General features: G+C 56.8%; 21 protein-coding genes. 3 read left to right on the forward strand and 18 right to left on the reverse strand.

Going from position 1 to position 18,886, the window contains the following annotated elements:
- Window position 1: 1 nt before the first annotated feature.
- The 9 genes from ccmI to ccmA form a co-directional block, all read right to left on the reverse strand.
- Window positions 2-1,210, reverse strand: a complete 1,209-nt coding sequence (ccmI, locus tag ACIPIN_RS03540) for a c-type cytochrome biogenesis protein CcmI (RefSeq protein ID WP_401115359.1) — start codon at window positions 1,208-1,210, stop codon at window positions 2-4.
- Window positions 1,207-1,677: a cytochrome c-type biogenesis protein gene (locus ACIPIN_RS03545; RefSeq protein ID WP_401115362.1), complete on the reverse strand. Its 471-nt coding sequence runs from the start codon at window positions 1,675-1,677 to the stop codon at window positions 1,207-1,209. The genes ccmI and ACIPIN_RS03545 overlap by 4 nt, the downstream gene beginning before the upstream one ends.
- Window positions 1,674-2,210, reverse strand: coding sequence for a DsbE family thiol:disulfide interchange protein (locus ACIPIN_RS03550; protein WP_401115364.1), 537 nt, complete (start codon window positions 2,208-2,210; stop codon window positions 1,674-1,676). Before ACIPIN_RS03550 ends, ACIPIN_RS03545 begins: the two co-directional genes overlap by 4 nt.
- Complete coding sequence (locus ACIPIN_RS03555) at window positions 2,207-4,210, reverse strand: heme lyase CcmF/NrfE family subunit (protein WP_401115367.1); 2,004 nt, start codon at window positions 4,208-4,210, stop codon at window positions 2,207-2,209. The genes ACIPIN_RS03550 and ACIPIN_RS03555 overlap by 4 nt, the downstream gene beginning before the upstream one ends.
- A gap of 3 nt (window positions 4,211-4,213) precedes the next feature.
- Window positions 4,214-4,669, reverse strand: a complete 456-nt coding sequence (ccmE, locus tag ACIPIN_RS03560; RefSeq protein ID WP_401115370.1) for a cytochrome c maturation protein CcmE — start codon at window positions 4,667-4,669, stop codon at window positions 4,214-4,216.
- Window positions 4,666-4,842 (reverse strand): heme exporter protein CcmD, encoded by a 177-nt coding sequence (gene ccmD, locus ACIPIN_RS03565; RefSeq protein ID WP_401115373.1) that lies wholly within the window; start codon window positions 4,840-4,842, stop codon window positions 4,666-4,668. The genes ccmE and ccmD overlap by 4 nt, the downstream gene beginning before the upstream one ends.
- The gene (locus ACIPIN_RS03570) at window positions 4,842-5,594 is read right to left on the reverse strand and encodes a heme ABC transporter permease (RefSeq protein WP_401115375.1); all 753 of its coding nucleotides are present in this window, start codon (window positions 5,592-5,594) and stop codon (window positions 4,842-4,844) included. Before ACIPIN_RS03570 ends, ccmD begins: the two co-directional genes overlap by 1 nt.
- A 95-nt stretch (window positions 5,595-5,689) precedes the next feature.
- The gene (ccmB, locus tag ACIPIN_RS03575) at window positions 5,690-6,358 is read right to left on the reverse strand and encodes a heme exporter protein CcmB (protein ID WP_262116711.1); all 669 of its coding nucleotides are present in this window, start codon (window positions 6,356-6,358) and stop codon (window positions 5,690-5,692) included.
- On the reverse strand, window positions 6,355-6,936 hold the full coding sequence (gene ccmA, locus ACIPIN_RS03580; RefSeq protein ID WP_401115378.1) for a cytochrome c biogenesis heme-transporting ATPase CcmA: 582 nt from the start codon (window positions 6,934-6,936) through the stop codon (window positions 6,355-6,357). The genes ccmB and ccmA overlap by 4 nt, the downstream gene beginning before the upstream one ends.
- A 249-nt stretch (window positions 6,937-7,185) precedes the next feature.
- On the opposite strand from ccmA, the gene ACIPIN_RS03585 reads away from it, so the two are divergent.
- Both ACIPIN_RS03585 and ACIPIN_RS03590 read left to right on the forward strand, forming a co-directional pair.
- Complete coding sequence (locus ACIPIN_RS03585) at window positions 7,186-8,757, forward strand: flagellar hook-length control protein FliK (protein WP_401115381.1); 1,572 nt, start codon at window positions 7,186-7,188, stop codon at window positions 8,755-8,757.
- Window positions 8,754-9,080 (forward strand): EscU/YscU/HrcU family type III secretion system export apparatus switch protein, encoded by a 327-nt coding sequence (locus ACIPIN_RS03590; protein ID WP_401115384.1) that lies wholly within the window; start codon window positions 8,754-8,756, stop codon window positions 9,078-9,080. Before ACIPIN_RS03585 ends, ACIPIN_RS03590 begins: the two co-directional genes overlap by 4 nt.
- Window positions 9,081-9,198: 118 nt before the next feature.
- Here ACIPIN_RS03590 and gntB read toward each other — a convergent pair whose 3' ends face one another.
- From gntB to ACIPIN_RS03620, 6 genes are all read right to left on the reverse strand, one after another.
- Entirely contained in the window at window positions 9,199-10,185 is a 987-nt protein-coding gene (gene gntB, locus ACIPIN_RS03595; RefSeq protein WP_401115387.1) for a guanitoxin biosynthesis L-arginine gamma (S) hydroxylase, read from the reverse strand.
- A gap of 144 nt (window positions 10,186-10,329) precedes the next feature.
- The gene (locus ACIPIN_RS03600; protein WP_401115390.1) at window positions 10,330-11,445 is read right to left on the reverse strand and encodes an aminotransferase class V-fold PLP-dependent enzyme; all 1,116 of its coding nucleotides are present in this window, start codon (window positions 11,443-11,445) and stop codon (window positions 10,330-10,332) included.
- A complete protein-coding gene (locus ACIPIN_RS03605; RefSeq protein ID WP_401115842.1) occupies window positions 11,445-12,632 on the reverse strand; it encodes an MFS transporter in 1,188 nt (395 codons plus the stop codon). The genes ACIPIN_RS03600 and ACIPIN_RS03605 overlap by 1 nt, the downstream gene beginning before the upstream one ends.
- Before the next feature lie 23 nt (window positions 12,633-12,655).
- A complete protein-coding gene (locus tag ACIPIN_RS03610) occupies window positions 12,656-13,960 on the reverse strand; it encodes a hypothetical protein (RefSeq protein ID WP_401115392.1) in 1,305 nt (434 codons plus the stop codon).
- Window positions 13,957-15,018 (reverse strand): threonine aldolase family protein, encoded by a 1,062-nt coding sequence (locus ACIPIN_RS03615; RefSeq protein ID WP_401115394.1) that lies wholly within the window; start codon window positions 15,016-15,018, stop codon window positions 13,957-13,959. Before ACIPIN_RS03615 ends, ACIPIN_RS03610 begins: the two co-directional genes overlap by 4 nt.
- 10 nt (window positions 15,019-15,028) lie before the next feature.
- The gene (locus tag ACIPIN_RS03620; RefSeq protein WP_401115397.1) at window positions 15,029-15,991 is read right to left on the reverse strand and encodes a proline dehydrogenase family protein; all 963 of its coding nucleotides are present in this window, start codon (window positions 15,989-15,991) and stop codon (window positions 15,029-15,031) included.
- A 584-nt stretch (window positions 15,992-16,575) separates the two neighbouring features.
- On the opposite strand from ACIPIN_RS03620, the gene ACIPIN_RS03625 reads away from it, so the two are divergent.
- Entirely contained in the window at window positions 16,576-16,905 is a 330-nt protein-coding gene (locus tag ACIPIN_RS03625) for an EscU/YscU/HrcU family type III secretion system export apparatus switch protein (RefSeq protein ID WP_401115400.1), read from the forward strand.
- 110 nt (window positions 16,906-17,015) lie between these two features.
- On the opposite strand, the gene ACIPIN_RS03630 is transcribed toward ACIPIN_RS03625, so the two are convergent.
- The 3 genes from ACIPIN_RS03630 to ACIPIN_RS03640 all read right to left on the reverse strand — a co-directional run bounded on the left by ACIPIN_RS03630 (window position 17,016) and on the right by ACIPIN_RS03640 (window position 18,867).
- Window positions 17,016-17,408, reverse strand: coding sequence for a DUF2802 domain-containing protein (locus tag ACIPIN_RS03630; protein ID WP_401115403.1), 393 nt, complete (start codon window positions 17,406-17,408; stop codon window positions 17,016-17,018).
- On the reverse strand, window positions 17,409-17,894 hold the full coding sequence (locus ACIPIN_RS03635) for a chemotaxis protein CheW (protein WP_008024622.1): 486 nt from the start codon (window positions 17,892-17,894) through the stop codon (window positions 17,409-17,411). It abuts the gene before it with no gap.
- A 76-nt stretch (window positions 17,895-17,970) separates the two neighbouring features.
- Window positions 17,971-18,867: a CheW domain-containing protein gene (locus ACIPIN_RS03640; RefSeq protein ID WP_401115406.1), complete on the reverse strand. Its 897-nt coding sequence runs from the start codon at window positions 18,865-18,867 to the stop codon at window positions 17,971-17,973.
- Between the last annotated feature and the right edge of the window lie 19 nt (window positions 18,868-18,886).

Consider the following 18,886-nt stretch of genomic DNA (forward strand, 5'->3'; position numbering starts at 1 on the left):
ATTATTTGTCTGGGCTGTCGATAGTCAATTGTTGCGGCGCGGTGGTGCTGCTGGCCAAAGGCTGGCTGCGACCGACCCACTCGCCGGCAGTCGGTTGGCCGGCACGGGAAACGCGCGCGACCAGTTGGACTTCAGGAAAGTTAGACAGTTTCAATTGCGGCATCATTGCGTCGGCATCACCCAGTTCAACGGTCACTGGCAGGTCGGCAACGGTCAGTCGTTTGGCCGCCAACGGCGCTGGAGGACCCGAGGTAGCGCGAGCAAAGATGAACACGCTGTCACCCGGCTGAACCTTGGCTTTCAAATCTGCCGCCAGATCGACCGTCACTCTCAGCAATGCAGAAGGTTTAGCCGCTGCGACAGGCGCCTTGGCAACGGTACCGCCGCTCGCTTGCAGTTTTTCGGTCGCCCGTGCAATGCCGCCTTGCAGCGCGCTGCGCGAGTTATCTTCTGGCGGCAGTTGTGCCAGCAAACGATTCCAGTAGTCGATGGCCTCCTGATAACGCTGGCCTTCGAAAGCTGCGATGCCCAACAGCCCAAGGCTGGTGACTTCTTTAGGATCGGCTTTAAGCGCTTCGTCGGTCAGCGCCTGGACCTTGTCCGACCATTTTTTGTTGTCGGCAAAGTACTGCGCCTGGGCCCACTGGCCGAGCAGTTCAGGCTGACGACCCGCCAGAGCCACGGTGCGCTCGAAGATCTTCGCCGCGTCCGCCGGACGGTCCTGAGCCATGTAAGTACGACCGAGGAAATACAGGCCTTCGGCGGAGTCCGGTTGAGCCGCAACAGCGCGTTCGAGACGACGGGTCATCTCTTCCATCGATTGCGGTGCCTGGGCGAATTCGCGGGTCAGTTCGACCTTGTCACTGGCGCCGAAATGCAAGTACAGCCCCAAGCCCAACACCGGGACCAGGATCGCTGCCAGCAGCGGCAGCGGCTTGCCCAGACGGGAAACCCGGCCCGTATCGGCACCTTCAGTGTCGGCCAGCAGCTCACGGGCTGCTTCGTCACGCCCGGCGTCCATTTGCGTCGAATCGAGTACGCCTTCGGCCTGCTGAGCCTGCAACTCAGCCACGCGCTCCTGGTAAAGCGCCACGTTCAGCGCGGTACGATCCTCTTCACGCTGGGCACGACGGCCGCGTAGAACCGGGATCAACAGAAAACTCAGGGCAACCAGTAGAAGCAGACCTGCAGCGAGCCAGAAATCAATCATTCTTGGTTTTTATCCAACAGTTGATCGAGGCGCTTGCGCTCCTCGGCAGAAAGCGTGTCCGGACCCGCCATACGCTCGGCGCGACGACGACGGACGATCAAGGCGATCACCAGCACGCCACCGAGTAACAACCCGGCAGGGCCGAACCACAGCAGCGCGGTCTTGCCGGTCAGAGCAGGCTTGTAGCGCACGAAGTCGCCATAGCGGTCGACCATGAAGTCGATGATCTGCTGGTTGTCCTTGCCCTCGCCGAGCATGCGGAAAATCTCTTTGCGCAGGTCAGCGGCAATCGGTGCGTTGGAATCGGCAATGTCCTGATTCTGGCACTTGGGGCAACGCAGCTCTTTGGTCAGTTCGTGAAAACGCTCACGCTCGGCGTCACTGGCGAACACGTAAGTGTCGATGGCCGCGTGAGCGACGCCGGCGATACTCAGGCCGAGTACGGCGGCAGCAATCCAGCGCTTCATGGCTTAGCCTCGTCGACCAATGCCTGATACTTGGCCGCCAGTTTTTCGCGCCAGACCACTTCGTCGATCACCCCGACGTATTTGTCGCGGATGATGCCTTTGCCGTCGATGAAAAAGGTTTCCGGAGCGCCATAAACGCCGAGGTTCAGGCCCAGGGAGCCCTCCTCGTCACGGATGTTCAGCAGGTACGGGTTGTGGAACTCCACCAGCCACTTCAAGGCATCGACGTTGACGTCCTTGTAGTTGACGCCATAGATCGCCACGCCCTGCTGGGCCAGTTTGTTCAGCACCGGGTGCTCGACCCGGCAGGAAATGCACCAGGTGCCCCAGACGTTGACCAGTGCCGGTTTGCCCAGCAAATCAGCGCGGGTCAATGTCTTGTCGCCCTGCACGGCCGCCAGGGAAAACTCCGGGAACGGTTTGCCGATCATCGCCGAGGGCAACTCGGCCGGATCCAGGTAGAGGCCCCGGTAAAGAAACACTGCCACCACCAAAAACAGCGCCAGTGGCAACACCATTAACCAACGTCTCATGCAGTGGCTCCCGTCATGCCCAGCGCTTCACGCACACGGCTTTTCACCTTGACCCGATAACGACGATCCAGCGCCGCCAGCAACCCACCGAAACCTGTCAGCAAACCGCCGAACCAGATCCAGCGCACGAACGGCTTGACGTGCACGCGCACGGCCCAGGCGCCATTCTCCAGCGGCTCGCCGAGGGCAACGTACAGGTCACGGGTGAAACCGGCGTCGATGCCGGCTTCGGTCATCATCGAGTTCTGTACGGTGTACAGACGTTTTTCCGGGTGCAGCACCGCGACTTCCTTGCCCGCTCGGATCACCCGGATGGTGCCCTTGTCAGAGGTGAAGTTCGGCCCTTCGAAGTGCTTGGCGCCTTCGAAGATGAAGTGATAACCGGCAAGGTCCATCGACTCGCCTGGTGCCAGACGCAGATCGCGCTCGGCGCTGTTCTGGCTCGAAAGCACCACGCCCAGGGCGCACACGGCGATCCCCAGGTGCGCAACCTGCATGCCCCAATAGCTGCGGGTCAGCGTTGGCAGGCCTTTGATCAGGCCTTTGTTGCGGGTCTTGTCGAGGATATCGCGCACACCGGCCAGCAATACCCACGCGGCAAGCATGAAGGTCGCCAGCACGGCCCAGTTGAAGTCGCCGTACGCGATCCCGGCCACGACCGCCAATGCGGCACTGCCGAGCAACACCGGGGTCAGCATGCTTACCAGCCATTTCACCGGGGTGTCTTTCCAGCGCACCAGCACACCAACTGCCATCACTGCCATCAGCAACGCCATCAACGGAATGAACAAGGCGTTGAAGTACGGCGGGCCGACCGAGAGCTTGGCGCCAGTCAGGGCGTCGAGCACCAGCGGATACAAGGTGCCGAGCAGAATCATCGACGCCGCGACCACCAGCACCAGGTTGTTGCCCAGCAGCAGGGTTTCACGCGACCACAGGTTGAAGCCGACGTGGCTCTTGACCACCGGCGCACGCAGGGCGAACAGCGTCAGCGAACCGCCGACCACGAACAACAGGAAGATCAGGATGAACACGCCGCGCTCGGGGTCCGAGGCAAACGCGTGCACCGAAGTCAGCACGCCGGAACGCACCAGGAACGTCCCCAGCAGGCTCAGCGAGAACGCGGCAATCGCCAGCAACACGGTCCAGCTTTTGAACACACCACGTTTTTCAGTAACGGCCAGCGAGTGAATCAGTGCCGTCCCCACCAGCCAAGGCATGAAGGAAGCGTTTTCCACCGGGTCCCAGAACCACCAGCCGCCCCAGCCGAGTTCGTAGTAGGCCCACCAGGAACCCAAGGTGATGCCGATACCGAGGAATGCCCAGGCGACGATGGTCCAAGGTCGCGACCAACGCGCCCACGCCGCATCCAGACGACCGCCGAGCAAGGCTGCGATAGCGAAGGCAAAGGCCACCGAGAAACCGACGTACCCCATGTAGAGCATTGGCGGGTGAACGATCAGGCCGATGTCTTGCAGCAACGGGTTGAGGTCATGACCATCCGTGGGAATCTGCGGCAGAATCCGTGCGAACGGGTTCGAGGTGAGAATCAGGAACAGCAGGAAGCCGGTGCTGATCATGCCCATCACCGCCAGCACGCGAGCCAGCATGACCTGCGGCAACTGCCGGGAGAAGATCGACACCGCGAAGGTCCAGCCACCGAGAATCAGCGCCCAGAGCAGCAACGAGCCTTCGTGGGCACCCCACACTGCACTGAACTTGTAGTACCACGGCAAGGCGCTGTTGGAGTTGTTGGCGACATAACCAACCGAAAAGTCATCGGTCATAAAGGCGTAGGTCAGGCAACCAAAGGCGAACACCAGAAACGTAAACTGGCCCCAGGCCGCGGGCTGCGCCAGGCCCATCCACATGCGGTCACCGCGCCAGGCACCGAGCAACGGCACGGTGGCCTGAACGATGGCAAAACACAGGGCGAGAATCATCGCCAGATGGCCCAACTCGGGGATAAACAGCCCTGAACCAAAGAGTGCGGAAGTCATCGGTCAACCCTCCTTCGCGGGTGTTGGAGCGGTTTGACCACTGTCTTTCAGCGCCTTGGTCACTTCGGGCGGCATGTACTTCTCGTCATGCTTGGCCAGCACTTCATCAGCCACCACCACGCCGTCCGCATTCAGTTTGCCCAGGGCAACGATGCCCTGCCCTTCGCGGAACAGGTCCGGAAGGATGCCGCGGTAGGTGATGGTCACGGACTTGTTGAAGTCGGTGACGATGAACTTCACGTCCAGCGAGTCGCCGGAACGTTGCAACGAGCCCTTCTCGACCATGCCACCAGCACGAATGCGCGTGTCTTGCGGGGCTTCGCCATTGGCGATCTGGGTCGGTGTGTAAAACAGATTGATGTTCTGCTGCAGGGCACTCAGGGCCAGGCCGACGGCAGCGCCGACACCGACCAGGATCGCGAAAATGATGACAAGACGTTTTTTACGCAGCGGATTCACTTGCTGTTCTCCCGGCGCAGACGACGCGCCTCTTGTTGCAGGTAACGCTTGCGGGCCAGGATCGGCGAAGCCACGTTGAGAGCCAGTACCGCCAGGCAGATGCCATAAGCCGACCAGACATAAAGACCGTGATGGCCCATGGCGAGGAAGTCGCCGAATGAAGCAAAACTCATTACGCGGCCTCCAGGCTGTTTTGCACTTCGGCTTTTACCCAGCTTGCACGGGCTTCGCGCTTGAGCACTTCAAGGCGCATGCGCAGCAACAGCACCGCGCCGAAGAAACAATAGAAACCCAACACTGTCAGCAGCAACGGCAGCCACATCTCGGCCGGCATTGCCGGTTTTTCGGTGAGGGTGAAGGTCGAACCCTGGTGCAGGGTGTTCCACCACTCCACCGAGTATTTGATGATCGGGATGTTGATCACGCCGACAATCGCCAGCACCGCGCAGGCTTTGGCCGCGCTGTCGCGATTGCTGATGGCGTTGCCCAGTGCAATAAGACCGAAATACAGAAACAGCAGAATCAGCATCGAGGTCAGGCGCGCATCCCAGACCCACCACGAGCCCCAGGTCGGTTTGCCCCAGATCGCCCCGGTGACCAGCGCCACGGCGGTCATCCAGGCACCGATCGGCGCCGCGCATTGCAGGGCGACGTCAGCCAGTTTCATCTTCCACACCAGCCCGACGATGCCGCAGACCGCCAGCATCACATAGCAGGACTGCGCCAGCATGGCGGCCGGCACATGGATGTAGATGATCCGAAAGCTGTTGCCTTGCTGGTAGTCCGGCGGTGCGAAGGCCAGGCCCCAGACCACGCCGATGCCGATCAGCAGCAACGCCGCGACGCTCAGCCAGGGCAGCAGCTTGCCGCTGATGCCGTAAAACCATTTGGGCGAGCCGAGCTTATGAAACCAGGTCCAGTTCATTACTGTTTCCATCACGGTTGCTCTTCGCCATCACGAAGAGTCAGGGTCTGCCTTTCTAAAAAAGAAAGCGGTTAAAATTTAACCAGACCTCATTATTATTCGCCGACGCTGATCTTCAGGCCAGCAGCTATTGCAAAGGGTGTCAGGGTTATCGCCAGGGCGGTCAGGCTACCAAGCCACAGCAGATAACCGGTTGCCGGCATGCCCTGCAAGGCTGCCTGCAAGGCGCCACTGCCGAGAATCAACACCGGGATGTACAGCGGCAGAATCAACAATGCCAGCAGCAAGCCGCCGCGCTTCAAACCGACCGTCAGCGCCGCGCCCACCGCACCGAGCAAGCTCAGTACCGGTGTACCGAGCAATAGCGACAAGAGCAAAACCGGCAGACAGGCGGCAGGCAAACCGAGCATCAACGCCAATAACGGGGCAAGCAACACCAGTGCCAAGCCGGAAAACGCCCAGTGTGCCAGCACCTTTGCCAAAACCAGAAGAGGCAGGGGGTGCGACGAAAGGACCCACTGTTCAAGGGATCCGTCCTCGAAATCACTGCGAAAAAGCCCGTCCAGCGAGAGCAAAACCGATAAAAGGGCGGCTACCCAGACCAGACCCGGTGACAAGGTTTGCAACAATTGTGTCTCAGGTCCGACCGCCAATGGGAACAATGCGACAACAATGGCGAAGAATACGAGGGGGTTGGCAAGCTCGGCCGGACGACGACACAGCAAACGCGCCTCACGGGCGACCAACAGTGCGAACACACTCATACGGCCCACTGCCCCAAATCGATGTCGCGGTAACCGGCCGGCATCCGGGTCAAGGTGTGGTGAGTGGTCAGAATCACCATGCCGCCTCGCTCGCAGTGTGCGGCCAGGTGTTCTTCCAGTTGCGCAACACCTTGTTTATCCAGCGCGGTAAACGGCTCGTCGAGAATCCACAGCGCCGGGCTGTCCAGATACAAGCGGGCCAGGGCCACGCGGCGTTGCTGGCCGGCAGACAGGGTGTGGCAAGGAACATCTTCAAAACCGCGCAGTCCTACCGCTGTCAGCGCCTGCCAGATCGCCTCATGGGTGGCGGGCTGATGCAACGCACACAGCCAGCTGAGGTTCTCTTCGGGGGTCAGCAGGTCCTTGATTCCGGCAGCATGGCCGATCCACAACAGGTTGTGGGCCAGCTCCGGGCGTTGCGTGCTCAAGGGCTGGCCGTTGAGCAACACCTGGCCACTGGTCGGCTGCATCAGACCGGCGAGCAGGCGCAGCAAGCTGGTCTTGCCGCTGCCGTTGGGGCCGCTGATCTGCAACATATCACCGCTGCCCAGACGCAATTCGAGGTTTTCGAAGAGCATCCGCCAGTCTCGCTCACAGGCGAGCGCTACGGCTTCTAGTAGAGGGATGGTCAAGAGATCGCGGGCCTTTACGGTTCAAGTCGGCAGTGGAGCGGCCGTTAAAGTGATGCAGCATAGATGCATTGACGGCCTGTTCTAGAGAGCTGCGTCAAACATTTGCGATGTTTTCCGCGCCCCGACAACAACGGGGCGGCATTATACATGTCATGTCCTACTCCAAAGAGGGCAATTTCGACAGGGTGTGACTTGATGGCCGGCGACATGAACATCCTTCCACTGCCCCCCACCACACCGGCCGCCTCGCGCCCGCTCGTGGTCAGTGGTGAGTTGCTCAAGCTGCAGACCCCGATGGACGGCTTGATCGCCCCCGGCCAGAGCGCCAGTGCGCAAGTGCTGTCGCTCAAACAGAACGACCAGACTTTCCAGCTGCTGCTCAAGGTCACCCTCGACAGCGGCCGTCAGGCCACTGTCCAAGCCACCAGCAACCAGCCGTTGCCTCAGGGCACCAACCTGACGGTCAGCCAGCCTTCAGCCGGCAGCCTGGCGATCACGGTGCAGCAGGCCATCGCTTCCAACGTCGCCACCCTCACCCGTCTCGACACCTCACAATTACCGGTCGGCACATTGCTGCAAGGTAAAGTCCTGACCACCCAACTGATGCCGCAAACACCGGGGCAACCGGCGGTCTATCGCTCGCTGGTGAGTTTGCTCAATACCGCGCTCAGTGGCAGCACCTTGAGTATCGACAGCCCACAGCCCTTACGCATCGGCAGTCTGCTCAGCGCCTTGGTCCAAGGCGCGCAAAGCCTGAGTTTCGTGCCACTGGCCGGTCGTCAGGAGCAACTGGCGGTGAGCCAGCAACTGCTGGCCCAGCAAAGTCGCCAAGGCTCTTTGAGCGGGTTGATCGATGCCCTGCAAAACCTGCCAGCCTCCGACACCACGTCCGACGACCTGCGCGCCGCCGTCGACAAACTACTCGCCGACCTTCCGGATGCTCAACAATTGAGTACGCCCAAGGGTCTGGCCCAGGCCCTGGCGAACAGTGGGTTGTTTCTGGAAACCAAACTTCTCACTGGCCAGAACCCGGCGCTGACGCCGGACATGAAGGGCAATTTGCTGCGACTGATCGCACAATTGGCCCCCGGCCTGCCGGCCAATACCAGTTTCAACGCAGTCATCGCCGCCAACACCCTGGCCCAGGCACTGCCAAGCTTTGTCCGCAGCGCCCTCGGCACTCTCGGCCAGGTCAGCGCCAAACCGCAACCGAGCAGCTTCCCCCTGCCCTCGCGGTTACTGCAAAGCCTGGAGGGTGAAGGAGACCTGGAGCACTTGCTGCGCCTGGCCGCAGCTGCTGTTTCACGCCTGCAAAGCCATCAACTGTCGAGCCTGGAACAGACCGGCATGACCGAGGATGGCAAGCTGCAAACCACCTGGCAGCTGGAAATTCCCATGCGTAACCTGCAAGACATCGTGCCGTTGCAGATCAAGTTTCAACGCGAGGACACACCGGAAAAGGAACAGCACGAGAAACTCGCCGAGCGCGATCCGAAACAGCGGCTTTGGCGGGTCGAACTGGCATTCGACATGGAACCACTCGGGCCCCTGCAGATCCAGGCACAGCTGGCTCAGGGGAAACTCTCCAGCCAGCTCTGGGCCGAACGGCCCTACACCGCCAGCCTGATCGAAAGCAACCTCGGTGGATTGCGCGCGCAGCTGCTGGCGTCGGGCCTGAACGTCGGCGATCTGGACTGCCACCTCGGCACACCACCCCAAGGCAGTAAAACCCGCCTCGAACAACGCTGGGTCGACGAAACCGCATGAAGAACCCCAATCCACCGCGCCAGGCGATCGCCCTCAAGTACGACGGTCAACATGCCCCGACGCTCACCGCCAAAGGCGATGACGAACTGGCCGAAGCCATTCTGAAAATCGCCCGCGACTATGAAGTGCCGATCTACGAGAACGCCGAGCTGGTGAAACTGCTGGCTAGAATGGAGTTGGGTGACAGCATCCCTGAAGAGCTGTACCGCACGATTGCCGAGATCATTGCGTTCGCCTGGAAACTCAAGGGCAAGTTTCCGGAAGGACATGATCCGAATGCGCCGAGGGTGGAGCGAGATATAACGCCTAGAGGGCAGGAATGAGGCAATGAGAGCATTAATAGGATAGACGTAGAACCTATCAACATGATGGGCATTGGGGCGCATCATGCTGAAGGGGCTTATCAGGCAAGTCATGAGTTCAGCGAAGGAGCGCTGCACTTTACTCGGCGACGACGATGGCGCTGATTTTTCCGCTACGATATGCCTCGAATATCTGATCGATGCTGGATTTGGCATCCACCTTCGCGGTGAAAATGCCGCCGCAGCCGCGGTTGGCAGCCGCGTAGCTCTCGTCGTCCATTAGCACCTCGTGTGTTTGCTTCAAATTCCAGAACGGAACGCCGGCAAACAGGTGGTGTGTCAGGTGGTAGTTATCGCCATGCATACCGATGATCGAGCGCTCGATCAGGGTGGGAAAACGATTACGCGTGAGCTGCACCTCATCATTGGAGAGGCCGAACATACCGAAGTGCTCGGAAATCTCGGAGAACCAGCCAATCACCTGAAAGACCGTGAAGTAAGGAATCAGCCAGAACAGCACATATGCCCATGGGCTGATGAAATAGCCGAAGACCAGCAACATCACCACGTGAACAGCCAGAAGCTTCACGCCCTGTAACGGATTGACCAGAATGTCCCCTGCACGGTTCTTCACCAGATAGAGGAAGTATCGATAGCTGTTGGCCAGCGTCAAGCTCTTGAGTAGATGACCGACCAAGAAATCGAAGCGGTCTTGCGCGTTGTACAAACCAGATTCGATGTAATAGCGATGGTCGGGATCTTTATGCTGGTCACCGAGATTGTGATGGTGCAGCTGCACATGAGATCGACGATAGGCTTCATAGTTCTGAAAGATGGGGTAGCCCAGCAGATACTCGCCGACGAATTTGTTGAGCGTTTTGCTTTGGGCCAGAGTCATGTGCGCCGCTTCGTGCAGAAGAGAGGCTAAGGCCCGTTGTCGAGAACCTATAAACAGGACTGCCAGTGGATACAGGTAGTTGTAGCGATTGGCTAGGAATACGCCTAGCGCAATAACGGCTAGATCCGCAAGCACGCCCAAAAGCCAATGCCAGTTATCTTTCTTGTACAGCGGACGCAGGCGCTGCCTTACTTCAGCAGAAGGATTAAACCTGTTCACATCACTCATCGAAACTCCCTATTCTTTGATTCTAGACGACCAGCACAAGGGGCAAGTAATTATGCAGCCCGAGATTACTCCCCTACGAACAACTACAGCAGCATCACCATCAACACTGACATTACTTACCCAAGATTTTTACATGAATGACTATTACAGACTGTCAAGTATCGACATAAAAACATCAACATCCTTAAAACTGTTCTTGGCATTGATTGATACTCGTACAAAGCGCTCACACCCCTGTCCCAGCATATAATACGGCGTATGCGAAGCATAACCTGACCAGCAGTTCACCCCTTGGGCTCGTAGATAGCTAACGAGCTCCGTTGCCGAACAGCAACTATGGGTAAACGCAATGATCCCCTCCTGGTGCACACCCGGTGCGATCAAACTGACGTGCGGAGCCTGTGCCAAGCTGTAATAGAGGCTTTGGTAGATCTCAAGCTCAACTCTATAAGCACCGGACAGGCGCTCTTTGATCGCCTGATTCAAACCAACCACTGCCGCATTGTTGCGCTCGGCATACTCAAAACGCCGGGCATCTTCAATCCCCAGATTGACCATTCCCAACACATCAACACTGGCCCTGATCAAATCAGTGAAACGCGGGTGAGCAACAGCCAGAAAACGCTCAGACAGGTAGGCAAACCCAGTGCCCCTGGGCCCGCAAAGGAATTTCCTGCCAGCTGCGGTCAACACATCGCAGCCAATAGCCTGCACATCCAGAGGGAGCATGCCCGCCGATTGACAGGCATCGACAAAGTACAAGCAGGGGTGATCGCGCAAAATATTACCCACTGCCTCAACATCATTAACAATGCCGCAGCAAGAGGGTACATGCACTACCGAGACCAGCTTCACTTCTGCGCTCATGTGTCGCGCCAGCCATTGCAGATCCAGATCGCCGTTGGCCAGCAGCGGCATGACCTCGACCACGATCCCATGCAGACGTTGCAACGCCGACAACGCAATGAGGTTGCCGGCGTACTCGTAAGGGGTGACCAAAACGCGTGCGCCATCGAACCAGGTTAACGAGTCCAGCGCGGTCACCCAAGCCTTCGTAGCACCATCGAAAAGCGCAATATTACGCGCCTCAGCTCCCAGCAATCGGGCTATGTTGTCATAAATTTCAACGTCCAGGATTGGCGCGTAACTCAGTTCGGTCTCATAAGCCCCCGATTCAGATTCCTCTTGCAGATAACGCTGCATCAAGCTCAGTGTCTCGGCGGATACAAGTCCCGAACCCGCAGTATTAAAGTGAATCATTAATCAACGTCCGCACCTTGAACCCATAAAGTAAAAAAAAAACTCGCCAATACAATGCACAAAGACAAGACATAGAACATTGTCTGCGGAGCATATAGCGATAGCGCAATACCACATAATACTGGCCCGAGCGCAGCCCCAAGATTGGACAAGTTCTGCGCTCCGTAATAAACACCTCGCATATCCTCCGGCGCGATGCAATCAATAAACAGATATTCCGCTGGAATAATGATTATTTCGCCCACGGTAAAAACAATCATGGCCACTATCCAGACGACGTGCATCTGTGCATAACAAAAGCCCATGAGTCCTACCACAAAAAACAACATCCCCAGCATTAACATGCGGAATAGGTTGTTCTGGTTAATCCGGGAGCCGATCAGGTATTGAAGACTGATGACCACGCAGGCGTTGGTAGTGACCAGGTAGTTGATGATGTGATAAGTATTTTCCGGGTCACTGGTCACGATCAGATATTGCGACAGATAGGCAGTGAACTGCCCGAACACGATCGCACTGAGGATTCCCCCGACCGTAAAGCAGACCAACCGGTAGTTACTCAGCAAATGAACCAGCACACTGGCAAAACCGTTACCCGAACGCTCACCACCCACCGGACGAGGGATCCGCTCACCCAGCACCCCGTACAGCACTACAAAAGCCACCCCGATCAAGGCCGAAACCGCAAACGGTAATCCGGGGCTTATTTTCGCGAACAGCATGCCGAGAAAAGGGCCAATGGCATAACCGACGTTGGTCAGTGTGTACTTAACAGAGAACACGCTTCCCCTCTTGTCCGGCGCCACCAAAAAACCTATTCCAGATTTCACCGCGATATCGATCACCGCATAGGACAGGTTCACCACCACAATGGCGATGATGAACGGCACCATGCTGGTTACCTGAAAGGCCACTGCGAAGGCCAGTGCGAACACCGTGGCTGCGCTGAGCAGGATCCGGTAGTTGGAGAACCTGTCCACCAGGAAGCCGCCATACACCCCAAGAATCGAGCTGACGATCAGCGCCCCGCCAACCGCAAGACCAATATCTACCACTCCCAGACCGAAAGTTTGGGAGAAGTAAACTACCAGGTAGGGCAAGGCCAGCGCCCGGGCAATGGTCAAGATAAAGGTCGCCGACAGTAGCAGAATCACAGGCCTCACATAGACCTTGGCGCCGCCTTGCATGGCCAGCTCTCCCGATACTTCCTTCATCCCAGCATTTCCTTGTAGACGTAGGGCTCGTGCTCACGCAGCAACTGAATACTGTCCTGAATGGCTACGCGGTCGTTGTTCAGGATGAAAACGTGACCGGGGCAGTTTTCCAGGGAGATGGTTTCCTTAAGGACTCCTTCCTCCTGGATTTTTATGCTGTGCACGCCGGGGATCGCCTTCCTGGGCGCGATGTTCGGTGCCCGCCTGATCGGCCCAGCCTGGCGAGCGATCAGGAACACACAACTGGAATGAAAGTAGAGTTTGTTTCTTGGCCGTTGTCGGTATTCGAGAAAGGCTTGCGGGTTGATCAGCGAGTCGATCCAAAGGCTCAACTGGTTATGCCCCAAGGCCCGGGTATAGGCCGAAAGATCAATGCCGCCCGGCATGCGAGCAGCCGTCTCCAGCAGCACAGGCTGATCGTCGACGATCATCAACTCGCTGTGACCGACGCCCTGCTGGATGCCTAGAGCATCGAGCACGGAGAATATGTAATTCGACAGACGACTATAAACGTCGGCATTGTCCACGGGGCACATCAGTTGGTTGTAGTCATGCACCGGCGAGGCGCCAATGCGGGTGCGATACACGCGAATGATTTCGCTGACATAGTGCAGGCCGTCGACACTCACAGTGTTGACGCAGTATTCGATGTCCACATCCTTGGACTTGCTAAGCAACAACTCGGATTTGAAATCCGAGTTGTCCAGGTATTGCTGTACCAGGATCTCTTCGTTGCTTTCCAGGAAGATGTTCTGGCTCGATTTTATGACCTGGAAAGCATATTCGATTTCGCTTTCCCGGGTGCAAATATGAATATTGTCGGAGCCTGCGCTTTTGATCGGCTTTAACACCACAGGCAGAATTTTATGCTCCTTTACCCACTCCAATATCTTCGACAGCGAATCCGATTTGAAGTGTTTTATCGAGCGTACGCCAGCCTGGGACAAGGCCTCGTGCATTTCGAACTTGTTGCGCCAGCGAATGGCGTGGGTCGGATCATTGTGTCGAGAGATCTTGAACTCTGCGGCCAGATGAGCTGCCAGCTCGACGCCAAACTCGCAACCAGCAAGTACAAACTGTACGGAATACTCGGATAACGCCTGGCGTAGCTCCGCGTCCGAGCTGTAGAGAATGTCTATGATGAAGTCCCCGGTACGGAACCAGGTTTCGTAGAACGCGTTAACGTCGGCGGTCGAACGCACGTGCACACATTCAAATCCGCGAGAGATGAAAGCGGGCGCGACCAAGCTGCCAATCGAATAGGCATCAACGATCAGGACGATATTTTTCTTGTAGATCACTTAACGGTCTCCCGCGTCAGACTGAACTCTCGGACTGCTTCCTTGATAATTCCGGCAGCCTTGTGAATATCGGCGCGAGTAATGTTGATATGGGGCATGAAGCGCATTTCCTTGGCGTTATAAGGCAAGCCGCCGACTCCTTGTTGACTCAGGTAAGTACCGAATTGCACGGGGGAAATACCCAACGAGGAGATATCCAAAGTAACCATATTGGTCCCCTTATAGTGGGTGGGCGTCTCATCGATATCGCTGAGCAACTGGTGCAGCAGCGCCGCATGTTCGTGGTCTTCGGCCAGCCGTTCAATGTGGTTGTGCATCGCATACAGTCCAGCGGCGGCCATCATGCCGGCCTGATGGAGATCGCCCCCGAACCATTTACGATATTTTTTGGCTCGTTGTATCAGCTCCTTGGAACCCACCATGATCGAACCAATAGGCGCCCCAAGTCCCTTGGACAGACACATGGACAAGAGGTCGGCGTTTTCAGTGTAGGAAGTCGCGTCAATGCCGGAGGCGGTAGATGCATGGAGGATTCGCGCACCATCCAGGTAACGATAGGCACCGATGCCCTTGGCGTAAGTAAAGACATCGTTCATTTGCTGCAGAGGAAAGATCGCGCCACCTTTGCATCCGAGAGTATTTTCAATCACCACCACCCGCGGCACGGCATAGTTTTGATTCCAGCGGCATTTGGAGACGTAGAGCTTTTCCAGATCACTGACTTCAAACAGCCCACTTTCATGACTGGAAAGCGAAAAATTGACCCCGGAAAAGGCCGAAGTCGACGCCGACTCATAGAAATTGATGTGGCAGGAAGCGTCGAGAAAGATCTCATCGCCGGGGTTGGTGAGGGCCTTGATTGCCAACTGGTTACTCAATGTGCCGCCCGCGGTGAAGAGCGCCGCTTCCTTCTGGAAATAATGGGCGCAGGACTCTTCCAGCGCACGAACGCTAGGGTCTTCACCGAAGCAATCGTCACCGACTTCTGCCTGATAAATCGCCTTGCGCATGCCTTCCGTTGGCTTGGTCACCGTATCGCTTCTCAGATCGATAAACATAAATACTCCGTTAGTAACCTGCGCCAAAAATGATGCGAGAGGGGTCATAGAGGTCGGCTAATGCCTCGAGGATGTTGTCCGGAGATTCCGCCAGACGATGCAGGAAGTGCAGATACCAACTATTGCCGTAAGCCACGGCAATACGACAGGCAAGACCCGTATCCTTGGCGTTGCGCAACACCTCGGGTTGCACCCCATGGAGCATTTCCAGCTCCTGGATATCCAGGTGGTGAGGCTGATCGAAAATACGCTTGATCAAGTTCGAATCCTGAGTCGCACAACTGACCGGAACATTGGCTGCCAGCACATCGTCGAGCAACTTCAGATAGCGCTCATCAAGCTCACTCCCACGGGGAAGAGCGATCTCCCGAGACTCGTTATAAACCCCTTTAACCAATCTGATTTTGCGCCCATAGTCAATGACTCTAGGCAAATCATCGATTGTTCTATGTAAGTGCGTCTGTACTGTAATACCGATATTGAGATGCGCGGGCGCTAGTTCGGCATAAACCTCTAGAATTTTATCGACTGCCGAAGAATGCTCCATGCTAATCATCACAGGAATATTGTGTTCAGCGGCGGCAGACAAGATAGTGGTGGCATTCAGATAGGCAGTTTCTTGGGATACAAGTAACCCTACAGCACTCAAGTCAAAATCTAACTGCGGGGTTAGTCCGGCCTTGGAAAACATCTGAATAGATGCCAGGTACTCATCGACAAAAGCTTGTACAACACATGGGTCATGATTTTCTTCACCGACATATTCAACACCTAGTCGATATCCTTTTACGGACAACACTTTCAACTTACTATTGAGCTCGTGCCTATCCGACGAAACAATGTAACGCTGGGCAGCCTGCTCAAACAACTCGAAAAACAATGAGTCCTTATTGAACGCGTCCCGACACGTTTGATTCAGCGCCAATTTTTTTAGACCGGCGCATGCAAGTGCGTAGGTGTCCTTTGTAGGCATTTACTTCTCCTTGACAACTATCCCCCGTCCAATACTTGTAAAAATAAGCTCTACCAATATTCGTGCATCTCCATCAGAAAGCGTTCACGACTGGACTATTTACGTTTGCTGACATACTTGGCATCGATAAAAGACAGCTAATCCATCGGGGCTCAACCGCTCAGCTCGTTTGAAGTGGACTTCACCAAAATCGGAAGTCTTTTTCAGAGCCACCTGATTCCGGAACCTTGGCAAAATGAGACTTCAATGAATTAAAGAACCACTCCACCCTTACACATTGAATAGTCCGCATGGAACTTCTGCCACAAAATATAAATATCCTGGTTATTATCTAACACAGGTGGCCAAATCCAATCGAGGATCAAGTTATCAATGGCGCACAATAATCACAAGCCGGCGGAATCCGGCAGAATTGTAGGCAGTAAACTAAGGCGGCGTGGTCTTGGTCTGACGACGGTCAACGAGCCGTAAGGACTGATTTCCCTTTCGTAGCGCAGTCAATAAATCTGCACCTTTTTTGATTCCTTTGTCTTGCCACGAGGCCCTCAAACCCGCCTCGAACAACGCTGGGTCGACGAAACCGCATGAAGAACCCCAATCCACCGCGCCAGGCGATCGCCCTCAAGTACGACGGCCAACATGCCCCGACACTCACCGCCAAAGGCGATGACGAACTGGCCGAAGCCATTCTGAAAATCGCCCGCGACTATGAAGTGCCGATCTACGAGAACGCCGAGCTGGTGAAACTGCTGGCCAGAATGGAGTTGGGTGACAGCATCCCTGAAGAGCTGTACCGCACGATTGCCGAGATCATTGCGTTCGCCTGGAAACTCAAGGGCAAGTTTCCGGAAGGACATGATCCGCATGCTGCGATGGTGGAAAGGGATGTGACGGATCGGGGGGAGGATTACTAGTTCGACGCGCAAAAAAGATCGCAGCCTTCGGCAGCTCCTACGACGAACGCATCATCTGTAGGAGCTGCCGAAGGCTGCGATCTTTTCAGACACGCCGCTGGCGGAAAGCCTCAGCTCTTGTGCAACTTGCTCATCAACTCAGCCTCTGCCTGGGTCAGGCCGCAGGATTGGGTCAGTTCGTCGACACTCGCCCCCATCCCCACCAGGCGTGCTGCCTGGGCGAATGACAGGCTCGACGGGTCGCGCTGTTCGAGCTGAGCCAGCTTGTCTGGCAAGGGGCCGACCACGGCACGCAGTTCATGCAGGTCTTCGCCCATGCGCACGTTACCGTTCTGGTAATTGTCGACGCGCTTGGCCAGGTCCTTGATGCGCTGATCACGCAACGCATCACCCTGGACTTGCTGTGCTGCCAGCTCTCGCTGTTTACGGGTGTAAGCCAGGAACATCGCCAGGGTTCCTACCCAAAGGAGCCCCAGTACAATGACAGCAACCTCGAGAATCAATCAGATACTCTCCAGTTCCGACCACTCTTCTTCGCTCATCATCTTGTCCAGCTCGACCAGGATCAGCAGTTCGTTGTTCTTGTTGCACACGCCCTGGATGAACTTGGCCGATTCTTCGTTACCAACGTTAGGCGCGGTTTCGATCTCGGACTGACGCAGGTAAACCACTTCAGCCACGCTGTCGACCATGATCCCGACCACTTGCTTGTCGGCTTCGATGATCACGATACGGGTGTTGTCGCTGATCTCGGCATTCATCAGGCCAAAACGCTGACGGGTGTCGATCACGGTCACCACATTACCGCGCAGGTTGATGATGCCCAGCACGTAGCTTGGCGCACCCGGAACCGGAGCGATTTCGGTGTAACGCAGGACTTCCTGAACGCGCATCACGTTGATGCCGTAGGTTTCATTGTCCAGTTTGAAGGTTACCCATTGCAGGATCGGATCTTCGGAACCCTTTGCAGACGACGCCTTATCATTCATACCCTGACCCCTCGAAAAACCGCCTGTGGCGGTGTGTGTTCTGTCCGGCTGCACCTTGTATGCGGCCAGCTGTTTGTTATGTAGGTTTGTGGGGCGGTTTGCTGCCGCCCATGTGCTTGGCACCACCGCTGGCGATCAACTCCGCCAACTCCGAGACATCCAGCAACGCACACATGTGCTCAATCACCGTACCGGCCAGCCATGGCCGTTGACCCCGGTGACTGCGCCATTTGATTTCGTTCGGGTCCAGGCGCAACGAGCGGCTGACCTGATGCACCGCCAGCCCCCACTCATAGCCCTGAACCGAGATCACGTATTGCAGGCCCTGGCGGAAGTCATCGCGATAGCGATCGGGCATGACCCAGCGTGCGGTATCCAGCACCTTCAGGTTGCCTGCCTGGCTAGGCAAAATCCCGAGGAACCATTCCGGCTGACCGAACAATGGTGTCAGCTCATGACCGGCCAACGGGTAAATCGAACCCAGACACACCAGCGGCACCGCGAGGGTCAAACCGGCAACGTCGAACAGCAGGCACTCGAACGGTTCGGCAGCCCAACTCGGCCGGTCATCGCCTACCACCGGCGGTGGCGTGTTGCTCGGCGGCAGGTGGACTTCGACTACCGGCGGCACCAGAGCTTGCAGTAACGGTGCGATCGATGAAACCGGCGCCACAATCGGTACAGGTGCTTCAAGTACCGGCACCACGATTGGCGCCTTGGCAACCGGCGCTACAACGGGCGCCGCAGCCACTGGCTTCTGTGCATCACGGGCCTGCTCTTCAAGCACCGCGGCCTGGAACTCGTCCATCGCGCCTTGAGCCTCGATTGCTTCGACGGCTTCAACGACTTCAGCAACCTCAGGTAATACGTCGACCTCTGACGGCCATTCCTCGGTCGCGTCTTGCAACAACGCATCCAGATAGGACTGCAATGCCAGTTGCGGACGCGAAGTGATCTTCACCGGCCGATTCATCGAGACGCTACTCCCGTAG

It is taken from the genome of Pseudomonas sp. NPDC087697, from assembly GCF_044743155.1.
Classification (GTDB): Bacteria; Pseudomonadota; Gammaproteobacteria; order Pseudomonadales; family Pseudomonadaceae; genus Aquipseudomonas.

What these genes read in the sequence shown, in the direction of transcription:
- ccmD (WP_401115373.1), bottom strand. Translation starts at nt 4,842, where the DNA reads ATGAGTTTTGCTTCATTCGGCGACTTCCTCGCCATGGGCCATCACGGT.
- ACIPIN_RS03635 (WP_008024622.1), bottom strand. Translation starts at nt 17,894, where the DNA reads ATGAATGATAAGGCGTCGTCTGCAAAGGGTTCCGAAGATCCGATCCTG.
- ACIPIN_RS03605 (WP_401115842.1), bottom strand. Translation starts at nt 12,632, where the DNA reads ATGCAAGGCGGCGCCAAGGTCTATGTGAGGCCTGTGATTCTGCTACTG.
- ACIPIN_RS03625 (WP_401115400.1), top strand. Translation starts at nt 16,576, where the DNA reads ATGAAGAACCCCAATCCACCGCGCCAGGCGATCGCCCTCAAGTACGAC.
- ACIPIN_RS03555 (WP_401115367.1), bottom strand. Translation starts at nt 4,210, where the DNA reads ATGACTTCCGCACTCTTTGGTTCAGGGCTGTTTATCCCCGAGTTGGGC.
- ACIPIN_RS03640 (WP_401115406.1), bottom strand. Translation starts at nt 18,867, where the DNA reads ATGAATCGGCCGGTGAAGATCACTTCGCGTCCGCAACTGGCATTGCAG.
- ccmI (WP_401115359.1), bottom strand. Translation starts at nt 1,210, where the DNA reads ATGATTGATTTCTGGCTCGCTGCAGGTCTGCTTCTACTGGTTGCCCTG.
- ACIPIN_RS03620 (WP_401115397.1), bottom strand. Translation starts at nt 15,991, where the DNA reads ATGCCTACAAAGGACACCTACGCACTTGCATGCGCCGGTCTAAAAAAA.
- ACIPIN_RS03590 (WP_401115384.1), top strand. Translation starts at nt 8,754, where the DNA reads ATGAAGAACCCCAATCCACCGCGCCAGGCGATCGCCCTCAAGTACGAC.
- ACIPIN_RS03545 (WP_401115362.1), bottom strand. Translation starts at nt 1,677, where the DNA reads ATGAAGCGCTGGATTGCTGCCGCCGTACTCGGCCTGAGTATCGCCGGC.
- gntB (WP_401115387.1), bottom strand. Translation starts at nt 10,185, where the DNA reads ATGAGTGATGTGAACAGGTTTAATCCTTCTGCTGAAGTAAGGCAGCGC.
- ACIPIN_RS03585 (WP_401115381.1), top strand. Translation starts at nt 7,186, where the DNA reads ATGGCCGGCGACATGAACATCCTTCCACTGCCCCCCACCACACCGGCC.
- ACIPIN_RS03550 (WP_401115364.1), bottom strand. Translation starts at nt 2,210, where the DNA reads ATGAGACGTTGGTTAATGGTGTTGCCACTGGCGCTGTTTTTGGTGGTG.
- ACIPIN_RS03570 (WP_401115375.1), bottom strand. Translation starts at nt 5,594, where the DNA reads ATGAACTGGACCTGGTTTCATAAGCTCGGCTCGCCCAAATGGTTTTAC.
- ACIPIN_RS03615 (WP_401115394.1), bottom strand. Translation starts at nt 15,018, where the DNA reads ATGTTTATCGATCTGAGAAGCGATACGGTGACCAAGCCAACGGAAGGC.
- ccmB (WP_262116711.1), bottom strand. Translation starts at nt 6,358, where the DNA reads ATGAGTGTGTTCGCACTGTTGGTCGCCCGTGAGGCGCGTTTGCTGTGT.
- ACIPIN_RS03600 (WP_401115390.1), bottom strand. Translation starts at nt 11,445, where the DNA reads ATGATTCACTTTAATACTGCGGGTTCGGGACTTGTATCCGCCGAGACA.
- ccmA (WP_401115378.1), bottom strand. Translation starts at nt 6,936, where the DNA reads ATGCTCTTCGAAAACCTCGAATTGCGTCTGGGCAGCGGTGATATGTTG.